Annotated in this window: 15 protein-coding genes and 2 rRNA genes (1 of these 17 cut by a window edge); 10 read left to right on the forward strand and 7 right to left on the reverse strand. The window is 66.5% G+C overall.

Features of this window, described 5'->3' with window-relative positions; translation table 11 throughout:
- A 23S ribosomal RNA gene (locus tag K5K93_RS12980) occupies positions 1-1319 on the forward strand (it extends 1561 nt beyond the left edge of the window).
- Positions 1320-1487: 168 nt separating this feature from the next.
- Positions 1488-1602: ribosomal RNA gene (gene rrf / locus K5K93_RS12985) — 5S ribosomal RNA — on the forward strand.
- A gap of 388 nt (positions 1603-1990) precedes the next feature.
- Here rrf and K5K93_RS12990 read toward each other — a convergent pair.
- From K5K93_RS12990 to hemH, 4 genes are all read right to left on the reverse strand, one after another.
- Positions 1991-4087, reverse strand: a complete 2097-nt coding sequence (locus tag K5K93_RS12990; protein WP_222388104.1) for a methyl-accepting chemotaxis protein — start codon at positions 4085-4087, stop codon at positions 1991-1993.
- A gap of 14 nt (positions 4088-4101) precedes the next feature.
- Complete coding sequence (locus tag K5K93_RS12995) at positions 4102-4251, reverse strand: hypothetical protein (protein WP_222388105.1); 150 nt, start codon at positions 4249-4251, stop codon at positions 4102-4104.
- A gap of 127 nt (positions 4252-4378) precedes the next feature.
- A complete protein-coding gene (locus K5K93_RS13000; protein WP_222388106.1) occupies positions 4379-5236 on the reverse strand; it encodes an alpha/beta hydrolase in 858 nt (285 codons plus the stop codon).
- Positions 5233-6195, reverse strand: a complete 963-nt coding sequence (hemH, locus tag K5K93_RS13005; RefSeq protein WP_033832561.1) for a ferrochelatase — start codon at positions 6193-6195, stop codon at positions 5233-5235. The genes K5K93_RS13000 and hemH overlap by 4 nt, the downstream gene beginning before the upstream one ends.
- A 166-nt stretch (positions 6196-6361) precedes the next feature.
- On the opposite strand from hemH, the gene K5K93_RS13010 reads away from it, so the two are divergent.
- From K5K93_RS13010 to tatC, 4 genes are all read left to right on the forward strand, one after another.
- Positions 6362-7252 carry a YSC84-related protein gene (locus K5K93_RS13010; protein WP_222388107.1) on the forward strand — a complete coding sequence of 297 codons (891 nt, stop codon included), beginning with the start codon at positions 6362-6364 and terminating at the stop codon, positions 7250-7252.
- A 74-nt stretch (positions 7253-7326) separates the two neighbouring features.
- The gene (gene tatA / locus K5K93_RS13015; protein ID WP_025878762.1) at positions 7327-7554 is read left to right on the forward strand and encodes a Sec-independent protein translocase subunit TatA; all 228 of its coding nucleotides are present in this window, start codon (positions 7327-7329) and stop codon (positions 7552-7554) included.
- Between the two features lie 15 nt (positions 7555-7569).
- On the forward strand, positions 7570-8043 hold the full coding sequence (gene tatB / locus K5K93_RS13020; protein ID WP_222388108.1) for a Sec-independent protein translocase protein TatB: 474 nt from the start codon (positions 7570-7572) through the stop codon (positions 8041-8043).
- On the forward strand, positions 8040-8789 hold the full coding sequence (tatC, locus tag K5K93_RS13025; RefSeq protein ID WP_025878764.1) for a twin-arginine translocase subunit TatC: 750 nt from the start codon (positions 8040-8042) through the stop codon (positions 8787-8789). Before tatB ends, tatC begins: the two co-directional genes overlap by 4 nt.
- Positions 8790-8880: 91 nt before the next feature.
- On the opposite strand, the gene K5K93_RS13030 is transcribed toward tatC, so the two are convergent.
- From K5K93_RS13030 to K5K93_RS13040, 3 genes are read right to left on the reverse strand one after another with little or no spacing between them, the layout of a single operon-like run.
- Positions 8881-9792, reverse strand: a complete 912-nt coding sequence (locus tag K5K93_RS13030) for a BPSS1780 family membrane protein (protein ID WP_025878765.1) — start codon at positions 9790-9792, stop codon at positions 8881-8883.
- 51 nt (positions 9793-9843) lie between these two features.
- The gene (locus tag K5K93_RS13035; RefSeq protein ID WP_093821105.1) at positions 9844-10590 is read right to left on the reverse strand and encodes a glutamine amidotransferase; all 747 of its coding nucleotides are present in this window, start codon (positions 10588-10590) and stop codon (positions 9844-9846) included.
- Complete coding sequence (locus K5K93_RS13040) at positions 10562-12397, reverse strand: GspE/PulE family protein (protein ID WP_222388109.1); 1836 nt, start codon at positions 12395-12397, stop codon at positions 10562-10564. The genes K5K93_RS13035 and K5K93_RS13040 overlap by 29 nt, the downstream gene beginning before the upstream one ends.
- A gap of 83 nt (positions 12398-12480) precedes the next feature.
- Between K5K93_RS13040 and glyQ the strand changes: the two genes are divergently transcribed.
- From glyQ to K5K93_RS13060, 4 genes are all read left to right on the forward strand, one after another.
- Complete coding sequence (gene glyQ, locus K5K93_RS13045; protein ID WP_222388110.1) at positions 12481-13392, forward strand: glycine--tRNA ligase subunit alpha; 912 nt, start codon at positions 12481-12483, stop codon at positions 13390-13392.
- Positions 13393-13480: 88 nt separating this feature from the next.
- Entirely contained in the window at positions 13481-15556 is a 2076-nt protein-coding gene (gene glyS / locus K5K93_RS13050; protein WP_222388111.1) for a glycine--tRNA ligase subunit beta, read from the forward strand.
- A gap of 243 nt (positions 15557-15799) precedes the next feature.
- The gene (locus tag K5K93_RS13055; protein WP_081794577.1) at positions 15800-17596 is read left to right on the forward strand and encodes an autotransporter assembly complex family protein; all 1797 of its coding nucleotides are present in this window, start codon (positions 15800-15802) and stop codon (positions 17594-17596) included.
- Positions 17593-21483 (forward strand): translocation/assembly module TamB domain-containing protein, encoded by a 3891-nt coding sequence (locus K5K93_RS13060; protein WP_222388112.1) that lies wholly within the window; start codon positions 17593-17595, stop codon positions 21481-21483. The genes K5K93_RS13055 and K5K93_RS13060 overlap by 4 nt, the downstream gene beginning before the upstream one ends.
- Positions 21484-21527: the final 44 nt, after the last annotated feature.

Consider the following 21527-nt stretch of genomic DNA (forward strand, 5'->3'; position numbering starts at 1 on the left):
GCTTCAGCTTACGCAGACCGTACCGTAAACCGACACAGGTGGGTAGGATGAGAATTCTCAGGCGCTTGAGAGAACTCGGGTGAAGGAACTAGGCAACATGGCACCGTAACTTCGGGAGAAGGTGCACCCTTTTTGGTGGCTCGTGCGAGCTATAGCTGAAGAGGGTCGCAGTAACCAGGCCGCTGCGACTGTTTATCAAAAACACAGCACTCTGCAAACACGAAAGTGGACGTATAGGGTGTGACGCCTGCCCGGTGCTGGAAGGTTAATTGATGGGGTCAGCCGCAAGGCGAAGCTCTTGATCGAAGCCCCAGTAAACGGCGGCCGTAACTATAACGGTCCTAAGGTAGCGAAATTCCTTGTCGGGTAAGTTCCGACCTGCACGAATGGCGTAACGACAGCGGCGCTGTCTCCACCCGAGACTCAGTGAAATTGAAATCGCTGTGAAGATGCAGCGTTCCCGTGGCAAGACGGAAAGACCCCGTGAACCTTTACTATAGCTTTACACTGAACGTTGAGTTCGTCTGTGTAGGATAGGTGGGAGGCTATGAAACCATGGCGCTAGCTGTGGCGGAGCCATCCTTGAAATACCACCCTGTCGTGCTTGACGTTCTAACCTGGGCCCATTATCTGGGTCGGGGACCGTGTATGGTGGGTAGTTTGACTGGGGCGGTCTCCTCCTAAAGAGTAACGGAGGAGCTCGAAGGTACGCTCAGCGCGGTCGGACATCGCGCACTGTGTGCAAAGGCATAAGCGTGCTTGACTGCAAGATCGACGGATCAAGCAGGTAGGAAACTAGGACTTAGTGATCCGGTGGTTCTGTATGGAAGGGCCATCGCTCAACGGATAAAAGGTACTCCGGGGATAACAGGCTGATACCGCCCAAGAGTTCATATCGACGGCGGTGTTTGGCACCTCGATGTCGGCTCATCACATCCTGGGGCTGTAGTCGGTCCCAAGGGTATGGCTGTTCGCCATTTAAAGTGGTACGCGAGCTGGGTTCAGAACGTCGTGAGACAGTTCGGTCCCTATCTGCCATGGGCGTTGGAGATTTGAGAGGGGCTGCTCCTAGTACGAGAGGACCGGAGTGGACGAACCTCTGGTGTTCCGGTTGTCACGCCAGTGGCATTGCCGGGTAGCTATGTTCGGAAGCGATAACCGCTGAAAGCATCTAAGCGGGAAGCGCGCCTCAAGATGAGATCTCCCGGGGCACAAGCCCCCTGAAGGAACCATGTAGACTACGTGGTTGATAGGTCAGGTGTGTAAGTACAGCAATGTATTGAGCTAACTGATACTAATGATCCGAGAGGCTTGACCATATAACCTCAAGTTGCCTTGGCCGACATGACATGTCGATAGATCCAAGTGCACGCTACGTCACAAGACCAAACGAGAGGCAGGCGCTCAGGCGCGTCTCTTTGCAACGCTGGCATCACCATGCCAGCCCCTGCAAGGACACGACGCCCAGGCGACACTCCAACCGCCTCCCTGGTGAAATTAGCGCTATGGAACCACCCGATCCCATCCCGAACTCGGAAGTGAAACGTAGCTGCGCCGATGGTAGTGTGGCCTAAGCCATGCGAGAGTAGGTCATCGCCAGGGTTTATACCCAAAACCCCGCTGCTCACGCAGCGGGGTTTTTCTTTGTGCGCGAGAAACCCAGGGTAGTGCTGGCCGCTGGCCGGCAACCACGTGCAGCCGCGTGATGTTCATGAGGTTGCCGGCCAGCGGCCGGCACTACCGGAACTCGATACCCACGCGTAGATGCGGCGCCCAGGCGGTGCCGCATTCTTTGGAGCACAGCAGCTGGCGGACATACTCCGCCGCAGTGGCAGGTGCTCTGGCCTTCTTACTTATCATCGTGTCGCATGCAGCCTCAAACGGACCGCCTTCGTACCCGCTGAGTCAAACAACCCCGCCGGGAACCACGCCCAACAAAAAGGCGGCGCCCTGCGGGCGCCGCCTTCCATGGAGAAGACGCAGGCCCGGATCAGTCGATCAACGCGGCCTCGCGCCGGCGGAACACCGATACCGCCTGGTTCAGTGCACCGGCCTGCGACTGCAGTTCACGTGCCGCCGCAGTGGCTTCTTCCACCAGCGCCGCGTTCTGCTGCGTGGCCTGGTCCATCTGCACCACCGTCTGGTTGATCTGCTCGATACCGGAGGACTGCTCCTGTGACGCCGCCGAGATCTCGCGCATGAGATGGCTTACGTTCTCCACGCCGCCGACGATGCCCTGCATGCGCTGTCCGGCATCGGCCACCAACTGGGCGCCCTCGCCGACCTGACGTCCTGCCTCGTCGATGAGGACCTTGATCTCCTGGGCCGCCGCCGCCGATCGCTGCGCGAGCACACGGACTTCGCTGGCGACGACCGCGAACCCGCGCCCCTGTTCGCCGGCGCGTGCTGCTTCAACCGCCGCGTTGAGCGCGAGGATGTTGGTCTGGAAGGCAATGCCGTCGATCACGCCGGTAATGTCGCCGATCCGCTTCGACGCGCCTTCGATGGCCTGCATGGTGTCGACCACCCGCTGCATGGCATGGTTGCCATCACTGGCTGCGCCCTGGGTGGAGGCGGCCAGCTCGCTGGCCTGGCGCGCATGCGCTGCGTTCTGGCGCACGGTGGCGGTCAGCTCCTCCATCGAGGCGGCCGTTTCCTGTAGATGAGCGGCCTGTCGCTCGCTGCGCTCGGACAGCGCGCCGTTGCCGGCGGCGATTTCGCTGGCGGCCGTGCTGATGGTGGTGGCGCAGTGCTGGATGTGGCCGACCATGCGCGCCAGCTGGCCGGCGGTGGCGTTGGCATCGCGCTGGATCGCGGCGAACGCGCCGTGGTACTCGCCCTGCATGCGACGGTCGAGATCGCCGTTGGCCATCGCCGAAAGCATCTGCCGAACTTCGTCGACCGTGCTGCCCAGTGTGTCCAGCAGCTGGTTGATGCCCCCGGTCAGGCCGTCGAGGAAGCTGGCGCCTTCGCTGGCCTGCAGGCGCTGTTCCAGATCACCCTGCGCGGCGGCATCGACAATCCCGGCGACGGCATTCTCCAGCGTCAGTTCGTGGGTACGGTCATGCCATTCCACCGCAAAACCCAGGCGCGCGCCCTGTGCGTCGAACACCGGGGTGACGACCTGGGCGAAGTGCACCGGCCCGATCCGCACCTTGCCGTTGTGTGTCGCCTGCAGCCCATTGAGGATGCCGCGGATGCGGTCAGGGTTGGCATGGAAGCGATGGATGCTGCTGCCGACCAGCCGCTCGGCGTCGAAATCGGGGAAGGCCTGGCGCAGCGTGGCCTGCTGGTTGCGCAGCAGCGCCACCACCGAGCGGTTGACGTAGCGGATGACGTGATCGTTGTCGGCAATCATCATCGCCGTGCGCGAGGCATCCAGTGCCTTGCGAATCTGCGCGTTCTCGGCGTGTACCTCGGCCTCGCGGCCGCGCTGTGCCTGCACATGGCGTGCGGTATCGGCCAACGCGTGGGCCAGTGAGCCGGGCGCGTAGCTGCGTGCGTCGGTGTGTGCGCCGAGGTCGGCGCCGGTGGCGATGTCGCGCGCCAATGCCGCCAGGCGGTGCGGCCCGTGACCCAGCGCTTCGCTCTGTTGGCGCAGGCGTGCGGCGGTCTGGCCCAGCACCAGCGTCAGCACCGCCAGGGCCATGGCATTCAACAGCGGCGGCAGGACGGCCGCCCCATCAGGCAACGGCGCCAGCAACGCACTGACACCCACGGCGCCGGCCAGCCACAACGGCATACGGTCACGCTGGATGAGCAGCACGCCCAGCAGCAGCGCGATGGGCAATGCGGCATTCCATCCGCTGATATGGCAAAGCAGGCTCAACTGCAGCGCCAGCACGACGGCCAGGCCGTTGCGCGCGAGCGCATGGCCGGCCTGGCGCCAGCCCAGCCAGGCGGCTGGCAGCACCGCGGTGGCAACGGCGCTCGCAGCGGGCACCGACGTGCCGCGCACGGCCAGTACAAGGCCGATCGCTGCCAACACGCCGCTGGCCAGCAGCAGGCGACGATCGCTCCGCTCGGCCAGCTGTTGCAGATAGGGGAGGCGGCCCTGGTCGGGCGGGCGGGAGGACGCAATGGACATCGGCAACTCCTGGATCAACGGACGGCAACGACCCTGCAACGCCCTGCGCGGGTGAGCGCGACGACGGCATGGCCGGGGAATTCGGGGAATGCGGCGCAGGCAGCGACGCGGAGGACGGACACCGTGGCCACATCCTGTGGATGACGGTGCAGCAGACGGGACATGCGGACTTCCTTGCAGAACCAGGAACGAGCCGCAGGCACAAAGGGCCTGCGTGCTGTGGACGCAGGCGCCCACTACCGTTCTATCGGCCGCACTGGCGCAGAGTGAAGTGCGCGCGGCCGACGATGGTCAGCGTGCGTTGGCGTTTTCGCTCAGGAACGCATTGATGACGGCGGCGATTCGTGCCGGGTGTTCCATGTGCAGGTGATGGTTGCCGGGGAATACCGCCAGGCGGCCATCACGCAGATGCTGCAGGCGCTCGCTGCGCATCGGCTCGGGATAGTACGACTGTGCAGGCGTGGCATAGATCACCTGGGTCGGACAGGTGATGGCCTGCAGCAGGTTGTCGATCTGGCCTTCGCTGAGGCGGATCGCGGTGGGCAGCATCAGGCGCGGATCGCTGCACCAGCGATAGCCGCCTTCGACCGGCTCGACACCGCGTTCGACCAGCAGGCGCGCGCAGCCTTCGCTGAGCTGGTTGGTCATCATCCGCGCCCGGATCGGTGCGGCCAGATCCGGGAACACGCGCAGCTGCTTGCGTGCCAGTGCCCGGGTGGCGTCGACGTGCTCGCGCAGGCGGCTGGCGGTCTCTTCTTCCGGCCCGCGCAGGCCGCCGAGTGCCTCGATGGCGACCAGCCGTTCGATGCGATCACTGACCGCTGCGGTGAGGCTGGCGATGCCGGCACCCATCGAATGGCCGATCAGGGTGAACCGGTCCCAGCCCAGTGCATCGGCGACATCGAGGACATGGGTGATCGCTGCTGGCGTGGTGTACACCGCCCCGATCGGCAGATGCGCGCTGTGGCCGTGCCCGGGCAGATCGATCGCCACCAGGTCCAGGTGCGGAAGATGCGGCGCCAGCGGTACGAAGCTGGCCGCATTGTCGAGCCAGCCGTGCAGGGCCAGCACCCGCGGACCCTCACCCGGCCGGCGCAGGCCGGCGACGCGGACGCCCGCGACCGGCAGCTCAAACGGCTGCAGGCTCATGCCAGCGAGGCCACGGCCAGCCGAGCCAGTGCGCGAGCGTGTTCCGGTGCGGCGTTGAGGCAGGGGATGTAACGCATCTGCGCGCCGCGCTCGGCCAGTGTTTCGGTGAAGCCCATGGCGACTTCTTCCAGTGTTTCCAGGCAGTCGGTGGCAAACCCGGGGCAGACGACGTCGATCTGCTTCACCCCCGCTTCGGCCAGCTCCCACAGGCTGGGCTCGGCGTAGGGCTGCAGCCAGCGTTCGCGGCCGAAGCGCGACTGGTAACCCATCTGCCAGTCGTCCGCGCCCAGGCCCAGTGCTGCGGCGATCGCGCGTGCACTTGCCTCGCAGCGCTGCGGATAGGGATCGCCTGCATCGGCAAGGCGCTGCGGAATGCCATGGAAGGAGAACATCAGCTTCTGGCCGCGACCCTGCTGCTGCCAGTAGCGCTGGATCGAGCCGGCAACGGCGGCGACCCAGTCCGGATCGATCGAATAGTCCTGCACCAGGCTGACGGTGACCTGCGGGTTCCTGCGCTGCCAGGCATCCACACGATCCTCGACCGAGGCCGTGGTGGTGGTCGAATACTGCGGATACAGCGGCAATACCACGATGCGGCGCACGCCCTCGGTGGCCAGCCGATCCAGTTCGGTGGTGAGCGCGGGTTCGCCGTAGCGCATCGCGTGGCGTACGCGCAGCGTCGGCAGCAATGCCTGCATCGCCTGCGCCAACTGGCGGGTGTGGACCATCAGCGGCGAGCCTTCCGGCAGCCACACCTGGGCGTACTTGGCGGCTGAACGGCTGCTGCGCAGCGGCAGGATCAGACCGCGCAGCAGGGGCTGCCACAGCAGTGCCGGCAGCGAGACCACGCGCCGGTCGGACAGGAATTCGGCCAGATAACGGCGAACGGCGGGAGCCGTCGGCGTCTCGGGCGTGCCTAGGTTGACCGCCAGTACGGCGGTATCGGGTGCGTCGAGCATGGGCAGTATTGTCGCCGATTCCGCTGTCACGTCGGCATGCAGGGTTCGGATGGATGTCATCGATGAGGCCAATATGAGCAGGCAACGCTCATTGGGGATTCATCACAACACTACTAATTTCAGTCACTTGCTATATCTTCCTATGGACTGACTTCTGGAGCCTGCCATGCGTCGCCCGATCCAAGCCCTGCTGATCGCCGCCAGCCTGCTGTCCAGCCAGGCCATGGCCGGACCGCAGGAAGACCAGCGCGCCCGCAACGCGGTGCGTGTACTGGCTGAAATCCAGGGAATCCCTGAACAGGGCATTCCGGACAAATTGCTCGACGAAGGCCGCGCGGTCATCGTCATTCCCGACACGATCAAGGCCGGTCTGGTGATCGGCGGCCGTCGTGGCCACGGCCTGATGTCGGTGCGCATGCCCAATGGTGCGTGGTCCAACCCGGTATTCATCAAGCTCACCGGCGGCAGCATCGGCTTCCAGGCCGGTGTGCAGTCCTCCGACGTGGTGCTGGTGTTCCGCAACGACCGCAGCCTGGACAACCTCGTCAACGGCAAGTTCACCCTCGGCGCCGATGCCGGCGTGGCCGCCGGTCCGGTGGGCCGCAATGCCGCGGCCGCCACCGATGGCCAGCTGAAGGCCGAGATCTGGTCGTGGTCGCGCGCCCGTGGCCTGTTCGCCGGCGTCGCCCTGGATGGGGCGATCCTGCAGATCGACGATGCCGCCAACCTCGACGCGTACGGCAGCAACACCACCCCGCGGATGATCTTCGAGGGCCGCGCGGCTGGCTCGCCGTCCATGGATGTGGTCGCTTTCCGTGATCGCCTGGAAGAGGCGACCTACGCGGCGCGCAACAACCGCAATGGTGGCAATGACGCACCGCGTACGGCGGCCGCTGCAGCGCCTGCCCCGCAGCCTGTTCAGGCAGCGCCGGCGGCACCCGCTGAAGCGACCACGGCGCCGCTGCAGGCCGTGCCGCAGACCCCGCCGCCGGCCCAGCAGGGTTTCCAGCCGGTCAACGACGGTGAAATCCGCACTGAAACACTGGGCAACAACTGACTTTCGTCACGCGCGCCGGCTAACAGCCGGTGCGCTATGCTCGGCAATCTGATCACTAACGTAACGAGCGACTTATGGGCAGTTTCAGCATCTGGCATTGGTTGGTCGTGCTCGCCATCGTCCTGCTGGTGTTCGGCACCAAGCGCCTGACCAGTGGTGCCAAGGACCTCGGCTCGGCGGTCAAGGAATTCAAGAAGGGCATGCACGACGACGACAAGCCGAACGCGCAGTTGGGCGACGAGTCGCGCAGCCAGGACGCCTCGCGCACCGCGCAGGACGAGCACGACCGCAAGCCGCGTTGATCCGGAGCGGTTGCGGTGTTTGATATCGGCTTCAGCGAACTGCTGGTGATCGCGGTTGTCGCCCTGGTGGTGCTCGGACCTGAGCGCCTGCCCAAGGCGGCCCGTTTCGCCGGGCTGTGGGTACGCCGCGCGCGCAATCAATGGGATTCGGTCAAGCAGGAACTGGAACGCGAACTGCAGGCCGAAGACATCAAGCGGCAGATGCAGGACGTGCGCCAGGGCATGCAGGACACCGAGAACCAGCTGCGTGCCAGCGGCGAAGCCATGCGCCGCGAAGCCGAGCAGATGCAACAGCACAGCGACACCCTGGCGCAGCAGGTGCGTGCACCGGCCCCGGCCGAACAACCCCCCCATCTGGCGGATGCGCCCGAGCCGGGGGTGGCGTCGACTGAAGGTGCAGCCATTACGCCCGCCACCGCTGACGCTGCGGGCGATGCCGTTGCTGATGCCCCGGCAGAAACGCCTGCGCGCACGGAGCGCCCGTCATGAGCGAACACGACTTCGGCGAAAGTTCGCTGGTGGAACACCTGGTTGAACTGCGCTCGCGCCTGGTGCGTGCGCTGCTGGGGCTGGGCGTTGTGCTGCTGGGCCTGCTGCCGTTCACCCAGAAGCTTTACAACGCACTGGCCGAGCCGCTGATCTCGCAGTTGCCCAATGGGCAGACGATGATCGCCACCAACCCGGCCGGCGCCTTCTTCGCGCCGTTGAAGCTGACGTTCTTCGTGGCCCTGTTCGTGGCCGTGCCATGGCTGCTGTACCAGCTGTGGGCCTTCGTCGCGCCGGGCCTGTATGCACGCGAGAAGCGTCTGGCGATGCCGTTGCTGGTCTCCTCGGTGCTGCTGTTCTACACCGGCTGCGCCTTTGCCTATTTCCTGGTGCTGCCGGCGGTCTTCCACTTCCTCACCACCTTCAGCCCGGAAGTGATCGCGATCACGCCGGATGCGAATGCCTACCTGGATTTCGTGCTGGCGATCTTCTTCGCCTTCGGCGGCAGCTTCGAGCTGCCGGTGGCGATGGTGATCCTGGTGCTGCTGGGCTGGATCACGCCGCAGCAGTTCAAGGAAGGACGCGGCTATGCGATCGTCGGCATCTTCGTGCTCGCCGCGATCCTGACCCCGCCGGACGTGGTGTCGCAGCTGATGCTGGCGATCCCGATGTGCCTGCTGTACGAGCTGGGCATCCACGCCGCGCGCTGGCTGGTGCCGTCTTCGGTGGTCAAGAAGCCTGCGGCCTGATCCCCGGTAGCGCCAGGCCATGCCCGGCGTTCGTGGGGAGGTGACATCCATCCGCCGGGCATGGCCCGGCGGCGCTACCGTTGAGCCCCGCTCAAGCGTGGAAGACGTCGTTGGCAGGCGGCGACTGTGGCACCGGCGGTGCGCCGCGGCTGCCGCGATGCACGAACATCTGCTTCCAGGCCGCATAGACGGCGCCGACATACAGCGGCATCAGCACCGTGGTGAACACCAACTGCGCGATGAAGGCCGCCGCCAGCGGGCCGCCCAGCAGCATGCCGAGCTGGACCACGATCACGAACAGCACATAGACGCAGAACGCGGCGATCAGGCCGAGCACGGTGAACACGGCGGTGGCGCCGATGTTCTCGATGCAGCCCTGCAGGCTCAGGCGAAGCGCGTGCATGCCGCTCTGGCGGTCGAACACCACCAGTGCCGGCTGGGTGAACATCGCCAGGGTCAGCGCCACGGCGGTGCAGAACACCAGCAGCATCCACAGCGCGATGCGCTGCGCGGGCAGGTTGGCGACCAGTTCGGCGGCGGTTTCCGGACTGATCTGCTGCCCGCTGCGGCCGAGTTCCTGCATCTTGGTCATGGTGTCGCTGAAGGCGGTGAAGCCCTCGCGGCCGATCATCAGGTACAGCAGCGCGCCCAGCAGCAGCACGGCCAGCACCTGGATCGCCAGCGGCACCAGCAGGTGGCTGACACGACGGTCGCGGATCGGCTGCAGCAGATGGGTGGCCAGGCCGGGACGGCCCTGGTCGATCTCACCCATGGCGTACAGCATGCCGCCGAACATCACCGGTGAAATCACCAGCGTCATCATCTGCAGGGCCAGGCCGGCGGTGCCGGGCAGCATCGTCCCCAGCAGGGTGACCACCCAGTTCACCAGCAGCCAGGTCAGGCCGATCCGGGCCAGCTGCAGCGGCGCACGCCGATACAGCGAGAACGTATCCAGCAACCACTGGGCGCCCGCCGAGGCTGGCAGCTTGCGAATCTCTTTCATGGACATCCGGGGGGGGACAGGAGGGGCCGGGCGGTATGCCCGTGCCGCCGATTATCCCTGTTTTGCCATCGGCTGGGCTGAAGACAGCCGGGCCTGGCGGACAAAGCGCCGCAACAGCTGGCGCGCCAGCGGCGCGGCGCTGACCGCGCGCTCGATGCTGCGCGCGCAACCGCCATGACGGCCGATGCAGTCGGCGCGTGCGCGCACGTAGCCACGCATGTGGTGGGTGGCAAATTCCGGATGGAACTGCACGCCCCAGGCCTGGCGGCCCCAGCGGAAGGCATGGCAGCCATCCAGCGGCGAGCGCGCCAGCACGGCGGCACCTTCGGGTACGCGCAGCACGGTCTGCAGGTGGGTGGCGTGGGCCGCGAAGTGGCTCGGCAGGCCCTGGAACAACGGGTCCTGCGCAGCCTGCGGGTCCAGTGCCAGTTCAATCGTTCCCGATTCGCGCCCGGCGGGGTTGTAGGCCACTTCGCCGCCCAGCGCGTGGGCCAGCAGCTGGTGGCCGTAGCAGATGCCGAACACCGGCACGTCATCGTGCGCGGTCTGCCGCAGCCAGGCGGCACTGCGTTCGCTCCATTCGGCGTGGTCGGTGACGAAGGCGGCCGAGCCGGTTACCAGCACGCCAGCGAACTGGCGTGGGTCGGGCAGGTCGGCGCCGTGCTCGACGTCGACCACGACGGTCTCGTGTTCTTCCAGGCCGGCGGCAACCCGGATCCAGTGCGGAAAGCGCCCGTAGCGGCGCAACGACGGCACGGGGCGGCCGGTTTCAAGGATCAGGAAGGGCGCTGGATTCATCCGGGGGAGGCAGTACGGACAGGACTTCCTCGATTGTAGTCAGCCCCTGTGCCACCTTTTCAAGCCCGGCCTGGCGCAGGGTTCGCACTCCTTCAGCACGCGCGGCACGGTTGAAACCGGCCAGATCCATGTCCGCACGGATCAGCCCGCGCAGGCGCGAGCCCAATGGCAGCAACTCATACAGGCCGATGCGGCCGAGGAATCCGGTGCGCCGGCACTCCAGGCAACCGACCGGCCGACAGGGCGTGGCGGCATCTGGATATGCAGCTTCGCTATCAGCCAGCACTGCCCAATCGGCCCGGCCGAGGGTGTGCGGCTGCTTGCAGTGCGGGCACAGGGTGCGAACCAGACGCTGGGCGAGGATGCCGTTGACGGTGGATGACAGCAGGTAATGCGGTACGCCCAGGTCGAGCAGGCGGGTGATGGCCGAGGGCGCGTCGTTGGTGTGCAGGGTGGACAGCACCAGGTGGCCGGTCAGCGAGGCCTGCACCGCCATCTGCGCGGTTTCCAGGTCGCGGATCTCGCCGATCATGATGATGTCCGGATCCTGCCGAAGCAGGGTGCGCACGCCGCTGGCGAAATCCAGGTCGATGTTGGTCTGCACCTGCATCTGGTTGAATTCCGGCGCGATCATCTCGATCGGGTCTTCCACCGTGCATACGTTGACGTCCGGCGTGGCCAGCCGCTTCAGGGTGGAATACAGGGTGGTGGTCTTGCCCGAACCGGTCGGGCCGGTGACCAGCACGATGCCGTGCGGGCGCTCGACCAGGGCGGTCCAGCCGGCCGCTTCCTGCGGGCTGAAGCCGAGCTGGTCGATGCTCTTGAAGGCCGCTTCCGGGTCGAAGATGCGCATCACGCATTTCTCGCCGAAGGCGGTCGGCATGGTCGACAGGCGCATTTCCACTTCACGGCCGCCGGGCGAGCGGGTCTTGATGCGACCATCCTGCGGGCGCCGGCGCTCGGCCAGGTCCATGCGTCCGAGCACTTTGATACGGCTGACCACGGCGGTCATCACCGCCGGCGGCACTTCGAACACCTTGTGCAGCACGCCGTCGATGCGGAAGCGCATGCGCCCCATGTCGCGGCGGGGCTCCAGGTGGATGTCCGAGGCGCGCTGCTCGTAGGCGTACTGCAGCAGCCAGTCGACGATGTGCACGATGTGCTGGTCGTCGGCATTGACGTCGCCGGTGCGGCCCAGGTCCACCAGCTGCTCGAAGCTGGGCAGGGTGGTGTTGGCCTCACCCCGTACGTCGCCACGGGCACCGCGCACCGAGCGGGTGACGCCGAAGAACTCCATGGTGTAGCGGTGCAGGTCCAGCGGATTGACCACCGCCAGCTCGATGCGCAGGCGGGTCAGGTGCTGCAGGTCGCGCAGCCATTCCTGCGCCAGCGGCTCGCTGGTGGCCACCAGCACGCGTTCGCCATCCACCGCCAGCGGCAGGAAGCGATGGCGGCGCGCGTAGGCGTGCGAGGCCACGGCGGTGACCGAGGCGACGTCGACCCGGGTCGGGTCGATGCGCAGGTAGCGGCTGCCGGTGCGCTGGGCCAGCCACTCGGTGAGGCGTTCCAGATTGAGGTCGCCGCCGTCGCTGGCGGCCAGTTTGAGGTTGGACAGCAGCACCAGTGGATGCACTTCACTGGCGTTGCGGGCGCCCTGTGCGGAAAAACGGATGCGCTCGCGCTCGTGCGCAGCCACCACGCCGTCGGCCAGCAGGGCCGCCGCAACCTGTTCGAACTGCAGGCGACCGGGCGGCAACGGTGCCGCGCCAGGCTCGCCGGGCGTGCCCGTGGGCAGCCGATGTTCCATCCACCTGCTCCTTCCGGGTACGGAATGCCCCGCAGGTCGGCCGTTATACTAGCGCACCCCTTTGCCGGCCAAGACTCGTCCGCATGTCCGCGACCCCGACCGTTCCGATCACCTTCCAGGGCCTGATCCAGACCCTGAACCAGTTCTGGGCCCAGCAGGGCTGCGTGCTCATCCAGCCGCTCGACCTGGAGGTGGGCGCCGGTACCTTCCACCCGGCCACCTTCCTGCGTGCGATCGGTCCGGAAACCTGGAACGCGGCCTACGTGCAGCCGTCGCGGCGCCCGACCGATGGCCGCTACGGCGACAACCCGAACCGCCTGCAGCGCTACTACCAGTACCAGGTGGCGATGAAGCCGGCACCGGACAACATCCAGCAGCTGTACCTGGATTCGCTGAAGGCGGTGGGCATCGATCCGCTGGTGCACGACCTGCGCTTTGTCGAGGACAACTGGGAATCGCCGACCCTGGGTGCCTGGGGCCTCGGCTGGGAAGTCTGGCTCAACGGCATGGAGGTGACCCAGTTCACCTACTTCCAGCAGGCCGGTGGCCTGGAGTGCCGGCCGGTGCTGGGCGAGATCACCTATGGTCTCGAGCGCCTGTGCATGTACCTGCAGAACTGCGACAACGTCTACGACCTGGTCTGGACCTACGGCCCGGATGGGCAGCCGGTGACCTACGGCGACGTCTACCACCAGAACGAGGTGGAGCAGAGCACCTACAACTTCGAATACGCCGACGTGGAAGAAATGTTCCACCGCTTCGATGCCTGCGAGCGCGAAGCGCAGAAGCTGGTGGAAGTGAACCTGCCGCTGCCGGCCTACGAACAGGTGATGAAGGCCAGCCACACCTTCAACCTGCTCGATGCGCGCCGTGCGATCAGCGTGACCGAACGCCAGCGCTACATCCTGCGCGTGCGCGCGCTGGCCCAGGCGGTGGCCAAGGCCTACTACGAGCAGCGCGAGAAGCTGGGCTTCCCGGGCACGAAGAAGGCCTGACGGCCCGTTCTCCCATCACGCGTTTCACCTACTACCCCAGGGGCGCCGGCCGCGTCGCGCGCTGCGCCCCCACCACAGGATCGAACCGATGAGCCACTTGTCTCCCCTGCTGATTGAACTGGGCACCGAAGAGCTGCCGGTCAAGGCACTGCCGGGCCTGGCCCAGGCCTTCTTCGACGGTGTTGTCGACGGCCTGCGCAAGCGCGGCGTGGAACTGGAGCTGGGCGATGCACGCCCGCTGTCGACCCCGCGCCGCCTGGCCGTGCTGCTGCCGGGCGTTGGCCTGGAGCAGCCGGAACAGCACAGCGAAGTGCTGGGCCCGTACCTGAACATCGCGCTGGACGCCGAAGGCCAGCCGACCAAGGCGCTGCAGGGGTTCGCGGCCAAGGCCGGGATCGACTGGACCGCGCTGGAAAAGACCACCGACAACAAGGGTGAGCGCTTCGTGCACCGTGCGGTGACCCCGGGCGCGCGCACCGCTGCGCTGCTGCCGGAGATCCTGCGCGAGGCCATCGCCGGCATGCCCATTCCCAAGCCGATGCGCTGGGGCGACCACAGCTGGGGCTTCGCGCGCCCGGTGCACTGGCTGGTGCTGCTGCACGGCGGTGACGTGGTCGAGGCCGAACTGTTCGGCCTGAAGGCCGACCGCATGAGCCGCGGCCACCGCTTCCTGCACGACAAGACCGTGTGGCTGACCCAGCCGCAGGACTATGTGGAATCGCTGCGCGCCGCCTTCGTGCTGGTTGACCCGGCAGTGCGTCGCCAGCGCATCGTCGCCGAGGTGGAAGCCGCTGCAGCCACCGCCGGTGGCAGCGCACGCATCACCGAGGACAACCTGGAGCAGGTGGTGAACCTGGTCGAGTGGCCGTCGGCGGTGCTGTGCAGCTTCGAGCGCGCGTTCCTGGCGGTGCCGCAGGAAGCGCTGATCGAGACGATGGAGATCAACCAGAAGTTCTTCCCGGTGCTGGATGACGGCGGCACGCTGACCGAGAAGTTCATCGGCATCGCCAACATCGAGTCCAAGGACGTGGCCGAAGTGGCCAAGGGCTACGAGCGGGTGATCCGCCCGCGCTTCGCCGATGCCAAGTTCTTCTTCGACGAAGACCTGAAGCAGGGCCTGCAGGCGATGGGCGAGGGCCTGAAGACGGTGACCTACCAGGCCAAGCTGGGCAGCGTGGCCGACAAGGTCGCGCGCGTGGTGGCGCTGGCCGAAGTGATCGCGCCGCAGGTCGGCGCCGATCCGCTGCTGGCCAAGCGTGCCGCGCAGCTGGCCAAGAACGACCTGCAGTCGCGCATGGTCAATGAGTTCCCGGAACTGCAGGGCATCGCTGGCCGCCACTACGCGGTGGCCGGTGGCGAATCGCCGGAGGTGGCGCTGGCCATCGACGAGGCCTACCAGCCGCGCTTCGGTGGTGATGACATCGCGCTGTCGCCACTGGGCAAGGTGCTGGCGATCGCCGAGCGCGTGGACACCCTGGCCGGCGGTTTCGCCGCGGGCCTGAAGCCGACCGGCAACAAGGACCCGTTCGCCCTGCGCCGCAACGCGCTGGGCCTGGCCCGCACGATCATCGAAAGCGGCTTCGAGCTGGACCTGCGCGTGCTGCTGGCCAGCGCCAACGCCGGGCTGGCCGCGCGCAACGTGCAGGCCGACGTGGCTGAGCTGTACGACTTCATCCTCGACCGCCTGAAGGGCTATTACAGCGACAAGGGCGTGCCGGCCAGCCACTTCAACGCGGTGGCCGAGCTGAAGCCGGCCTCGCTGTACGATTTCGACCGCCGCCTGGATGCGATCGGAACCTTCGCGGCGTTGCCGGAAGCCGAGGCGCTGGCCGCGGCCAACAAGCGCATCCGCAACATCCTGCGCAAGGCCGAAGGCGATATTCCGGGACAGATCGATGCGGCCCTGCTGCAGGAAGATGCCGAGCGCGCGCTGGCCGAAGCCGTGACTGCCGCCATCGACGATACCGGCGCCAGCCTGCACCAGAAGGACTATGTGGCCGTGCTGGCGCGCCTGGCCCGCCTGCGTCCGCAGGTCGATGCGTTCTTCGACGGGGTGATGGTCAATGCCGAGGATCCGGCACTGCGCGGCAACCGCCTGGCGCTGCTGACGATGCTGGGCGAGCGCCTGGGCAAGGTCGCGGCGATCGAGCACCTGTCGAGCTGATCGCCCACGATGGGTAGCGCCGGGCCACGCCCGGCGGTTGTTCTGCAGGCCGCGCTGCGCGCTCGCCGGGCATGGCCCGGCGCTACCCGGTGATGTCCATCGGAGCCATCGTCGGCATCGCACACGATGCCGGCGTCCGCGCATGCGGTCGCGACGATCGCCACAAAGGCGCGTATTTTGACCGCCACTTAACAACCGATCCGGATTGACATGATGCATTTCGCATCGTCACCTCCGGTCGGTATGCTGTGCCGCATGCAGCCAACGAAATACGCCCTGCCGCTGATGGTCCTCTCGCTTTGCGCCACTTCCGTGGCCCATGCGCGCGGCACCATCGACAAGGTGGACATCAAGGGATTGGACAAGGGCGACGACGCCGCGATCATCGAGAACATCCAGGAATCGCTGTCGTTGTTCGACACGATCGGCAAGGAGCAGGGCGAGTCGCGCCTGGAATACCTGCTGTCTCAGGCCGAGCGGCAGACCCGCCAGGCGCTGGAACCGTTCGGGTACTACAACCCGGTGATCAAGGTCGAGGCGCCACGCCAGGACGAGCACGTCACCGTGCTGATCCATGTCGACAAGGGCCAGCCGGTGCTGGTGCGCCGCGAGCATATCGACATCACCGGTCCTGCGATGTACGACCAGTACCTGCAGGACGACCTGGCCGCGTTCAAGCCGCGCAAGGGCCAGCGCTTCGAACACACCCAGTACGAAGCCAGCAAGATCACCGTGACCCGGCGCCTGGCCGAGCGTGGCTACTTCGACGCCGACTACACCCAGCGCCAGGTGCAGATCACCCGCGCGGACAACGCTGCCGACATCGACCTGACCTGGGACAGCGGCCGCCGCTACAACATGGGCCCGGTGACCTTCGAGCAGAATTATTTCGACGACAAGCTGTTCGACCCGCTGGTGTACTGGGACCAGGGCAGCTACTTCCACGAAGGCAAGCTGGACCGCCTGCGCGAGTCGCTGACCAAGCTCGATTACTTCAGCGTGATCGACATCCAGCCGCGCCCGGACCAGGCCGATGAGAATGGCGAGGTGCCGGTCGATGTGAAGCTGACGCGGGCCAAGCGCAGCATCTATTCCTACGGCCTGAGCTACGGCAGCGAAAGTGGCGCGGGTGTGCGTGGCGGCCTTGAGCGGCGCTACCTGAACAGCCGCGGCCACAAGATGAACACCCAGCTGGACTATGCGCAGAAGCGCAAGAGCCTGATCACCAGCTACCGCATTCCCGCATTCAACTGGCTGGATGGTTGGTACACCTTCGCCGCCAGTGCCTACGACGAGCAGACCGACTACATCGATCTGCGCAACTTCAAGCTGATCGCCAGCCGCAGCGGCGAGATCAACGAGAACTGGACCGCCATCGCCTCGATCAACGCGCTGCGCGAGCGCTGGCGCTATGCCTCGGGCACCGAATTCACCGATGCGGTCTACAACACGTCCACGCTGGTCTACCCGCAGATCGTGGCCGACTACGTGAAGGTGGACGACGAGCTGTTCCCGCGCAGCGGCATCAGTGGCACAGCGACGGTGCGTGCCGGCGTCGAAGGCGTCGGATCGGACACCAGCTTCGTGCAGGCCAATGCCGTGCTGCGCTGGTACATCCCGGTGGGGCCGACCAATCGCCTGATTCTGCGCGGCGAAGGCGGCACCACATGGACCAGCGACCTGGTGGCGATGCCGCCCAGCCTGCGCTACTTCGCCGGTGGCGACCGCAGCATCCGCGGCTATGCCTACCGTGAGGTCGGACCGCGTACGCCGAAACCGGACAAGTACGCGCTCGGTGCCAAGCACCTGGTGGTCGGCTCGGCCGAATACGAGCACTACTTCAATGGCGGCCCGTGGGGTGCAGCGGTGTTCGTCGATACCGGCAGTGCTTTCGATACCAACATCGACCTGCATACCGGCGTCGGCTTCGGCGTGCGCTGGAAATCGCCGGTGGGCCCGGTGCGGGTCGATATCGCGCACGGTCTGAACAACCCTGATTCGCAGTTCCAGCTGTACCTCAACATCGGAGCGGACCTGTGAGCACGTCCGCACCGACTCCGTCGCCGAACACGCCGCCGAACACGCCGCCGAACACGCCGCCGCGGCGCGTGCGCTTCTACCGCCGTCGCCGCTTCTGGGCATGGTCCGGCGCGGGCGTGATCGGCCTGGTGCTGGTCGCCCTGCTGGCCGTGTACTGGCTGCTGCAGACGGTGGCCGGCCGCGACGTGCTGCTGGCGCAGGTGGTGGCGCGCCTGCCGGTGGGTGCCAGCTTTACCTGGGACAAGGTCGAGGGCCCGGTGGCCGGACCGCTGACCCTGTACAACGTCGACTTCCGCTACGACGACATCCATTTCCACGCCGAGCGCGCGCACCTGGAGCCGGACCTGCGCCCGCTGCTGGGCCGCAAGCTGCTGCTGGACAAGCTGGAGCTGACCAACGCCACGCTCAACCTGGCCAAGAGCGATGAGCCGTTCAAGCTGCCGTCGTGGCCCGATTCGCTGCCGCAGATCGAAATGCCGCTGGCGATCCAGGCCGATGTGATCACCATCGACAGTTTCCGCATCAGCCAGGCCAACGAGCCGGTGATCGACATCAGCCGCGTGCGCGGTGGCATCGAGATCGCCAATGGCGAGTTCCAGGCGCGCAAGCTGGTGGTAGACAGCGACATGGGCAATTTCACTGCCCAGGGCCGCTACATCCCGGCCAAGGACTACGACACCGACGTCACCGTCACTGCGGTGCTGCCGGCACCGCGCGGAAGGACCGCGGCCACGGTCGGCCTGGTCGCGCGCGGTGATCTGGCGCATATGGAAGTGGCGTTGGCCGGTCGCGCACCGAAGCCGCTGCACGCGATGCTGGTGTTCGATGGCCGCACCGATCCGACCTGGAACGCGACTGTACGCAGCGACGAGCTGGACCTGGCGCTGTTGTCGCCGGCATTGGCCAGCTCGGCCATCGCGCCGCTGGCATTGGACTTCACCGCCTCCGGCAAGGGCGGCAATGCCAACCTGCATGGCCGGGTGAAGCAGGGTGAGCAGGAACTGGAGCTGGCGCCCTCGGTGGTTTCGCTGCAGGACCAGGTGCTGAAGGTCTCGCCGCTGGTGGTCAAGGGCCTGGGCGGCGAAGCACGCCTGGAAGGTACCGCCGATTTCAGCCAGGAAGACCAGCAGAAGCTGAACTTCTCGGTGATCGCGCAGGACCTGACCTGGGTGCCGGCACCGGACCCGAACACCGCCGGCAGTTCGCCGGTGCCGGTGACGCTGAAGGAAGCGCGCTTTGGACTGGCCGGTACCTTGAAGGCGTGGGCGGCGATCGGCCGTGCCGATGTCGAGCGCGAAAAGCAGAAGGCGCAGCTGCGCTTCGATGTGCGTGGCAACGATCAGGCTGCGGAGATCCGCGAACTGCAGGCGCAGACCCCGGGTGGCCAGCTGCAGGTGGAAGGCAAGGTGGCCTGGGCACCGCAGCTGGACTGGGAGGCCAAGGCCACGCTGAAGGATTTCGACCCGGGCTACTTCGCACCGGGCTGGGATGGCCGTCTGTCCGGCAATCTCGTGTCCAAGGGACGCCAGCTGCCGCCGCCGGCCAATGCGCCGCCGGGCACTGCGGGCACGCTGGAGGCCACGGTGGACCTGCCGTCGCTGAAGGGCATCCTGCGCCAGCGCAATGTGGATGCCCAAGGCAAGTTCGCCCTGCAGGGTGAACAGGGCCAGGGTGAATTGAAACTGGCCGTCGGCAGCAGCCGGGTGACCGCCTCGGGCAAGGTCGGCGACCGCCTGGACATCGATGCGCGCTTCGAGCCGTTGCAGCTGAGCGATCTGCTGCCCGGCGCCGATGGTGGCCTGCGTGGCCAGGTGCAGGTGAAAGGCCCGCGCGATGCACCAGACATCACCGCAGATCTGGTCGGCAACAATCTCAACTGGGACGGCTATGGCGCTGAAGGCCTGAGCATCAAGGGCCGCCTGCCGTGGCGTGGCGACAGTGGCACGCTGGCGATACAGGGCCAGCAGGTCAATGCCGGCATGCTGCTGGAACGCTTGAACATCGATGCGCAGGGCAGTGTCTCCAACCTGCGCCTGGCCGCACAGACACGCAACGAACTGGGCGCGATCGAGCTGCAGGGCAGCGTGCGCCAGCAGGGCGAGCAATGGCGTGGCGAACTGGCCGCGCTGCGCATCGCACCGGTGAAGGGCGATGCGTGGGCACTGCGTGCGCCTGCGGCATTCGCCATCAACGGCAGCAACTACACGCTGGGCGAAACCTGTCTGGGTGCTGCGACCGGTGGCGCCCTGTGCGCGCATGCCAACTGGCCGCGCGAAGGCTTGGTGGTGCGCGGCGATGCGTTGCCGCTGGCGCTGGTGCAGCCGTGGTTGCCGCCACAGTCCGGCCGACGCATCTACCTGCGTGGCGAACTCAACCTGGACGCGCAGATCCGGCCGCGTGGCAACGCGTGGGAAGGGCATGTGGAAGTGCGCTCGGCCGAAGGCGGCGTACGCCTGGGCGAGAACCGCAACACCAGCCTGGCCGATGCCAACCGTGGCGAGCTGGTGCGTTATGACCAGTTCTCGCTGAAGCTGGACATGACCCCGGCCAGCATCAAGGGCTACCTGGGCATGGGCTTCCAGGGCAACGGCTTCGTCGATGCGAAGATGCAGACCGGTTGGGAGCCGAGTGCGCCGCTCAACGGCGAGCTCTACCTCAACATGTCGCGCCTGTACTGGCTGGAACTGTTCTCGCCGGATGTGGTGCGCCCGACCGGCCTGATCGAAGGCCACGTGAGCCTGCGTGGCACGCGCGGCCAGCCGTCGCTGGGCGGTGATGCGCAGCTGAGCAACTTCAAGGGCGAGTTCCCGGCGCTGGGCCTGACCTTCGACCAGGGCAAGGGCAGCTTCGTCGCCCAGCCCGATGGGTCGGCCAAGATCACCGCGCAGGCCAATTCGGGCAAGGGCACGCTGTATGTCGACGGCGGCCTGTCCTGGTTTGGCGATGCACAGCCGCTGCAGCTGAAGATCCACGGCGAGAATGTGCTGCTGTCCAACACCAGCGAGCTGCGCATCATCGCCAATCCCAACCTGGACTTCACCCTGGCCAAGGCCGCGATGGAGCTGCGCGGAACGGTGCACGTGCCTGAGGCCGACATCGATCTGGAGCGCTTGGACCGTGGTACCTCGGTGTCCGAGGACGTGGTGGTGCTGGACCCGGCCGATCCGGAAGAGTCGCGCACCTCGCCGCTGGACATGGAGCTGGCCGTCAGCCTGGGCGACAAGGTCAAGATGAGCGGCTTCGGCCTGAAGGGCGCGCTGACCGGCAAGATGCAGGTCTGGGCCAAGCCCGGCCGCGAGATGACCGCCAACGGTGGCCTGGAAGTCAGTGGCCGCTACAAGGCCTATGGCCAGGACCTGACCATCACCCGCGGCAACCTCAACTGGAACTACAACGCGGTGTCCGACCCGCGCATCAACATCCGCGCCGAGCGCCGGATCGGTGATGTCACCGCCGGCATCGACGTGACCGGGCGCGCGCAGCAACCGCGCGCCGATGTCTGGTCCGATCCGGCGATGTCGCAGTCCGAAGCGCTGGGCTACCTGGTGCTGGGGCGCAGCCTGACCGGTGCCAGCAGCGACCAGACCCAGCAGGTGAACGCCGCATCGGCCGCGCTGTCGGCCGGCAGCGGGCTGCTGGCTTCGCAGCTGGGTGCCAAGCTGGGCCTGGACGATGCCGGCGTCAGCCAGTCGCGCGCGCTGGGCGGCTCGGTGATCGGTGTGGGCAAGTACATTTCGCCCAAGCTGTACGTGGGCTACGGCGTGTCGCTGGTCGGTGCCGGTTCGGTGATCACCCTGAAGTACCTGCTGCGCCGCGGCTTCGACGTGGAAGTGGAATCGAGCACGGTGGAAAACCGTGGCTCGTTGAACTGGCGGCGGGAAAAATAACGATGTGGTCGTGCCGGCCGCCGGCCGGCAACTGCACCGGATTT

It is taken from the genome of Stenotrophomonas sp. DR822, assembly GCF_019793815.1.
In the GTDB taxonomy this organism is placed as follows: domain Bacteria; phylum Pseudomonadota; class Gammaproteobacteria; order Xanthomonadales; family Xanthomonadaceae; genus Stenotrophomonas; species Stenotrophomonas indicatrix.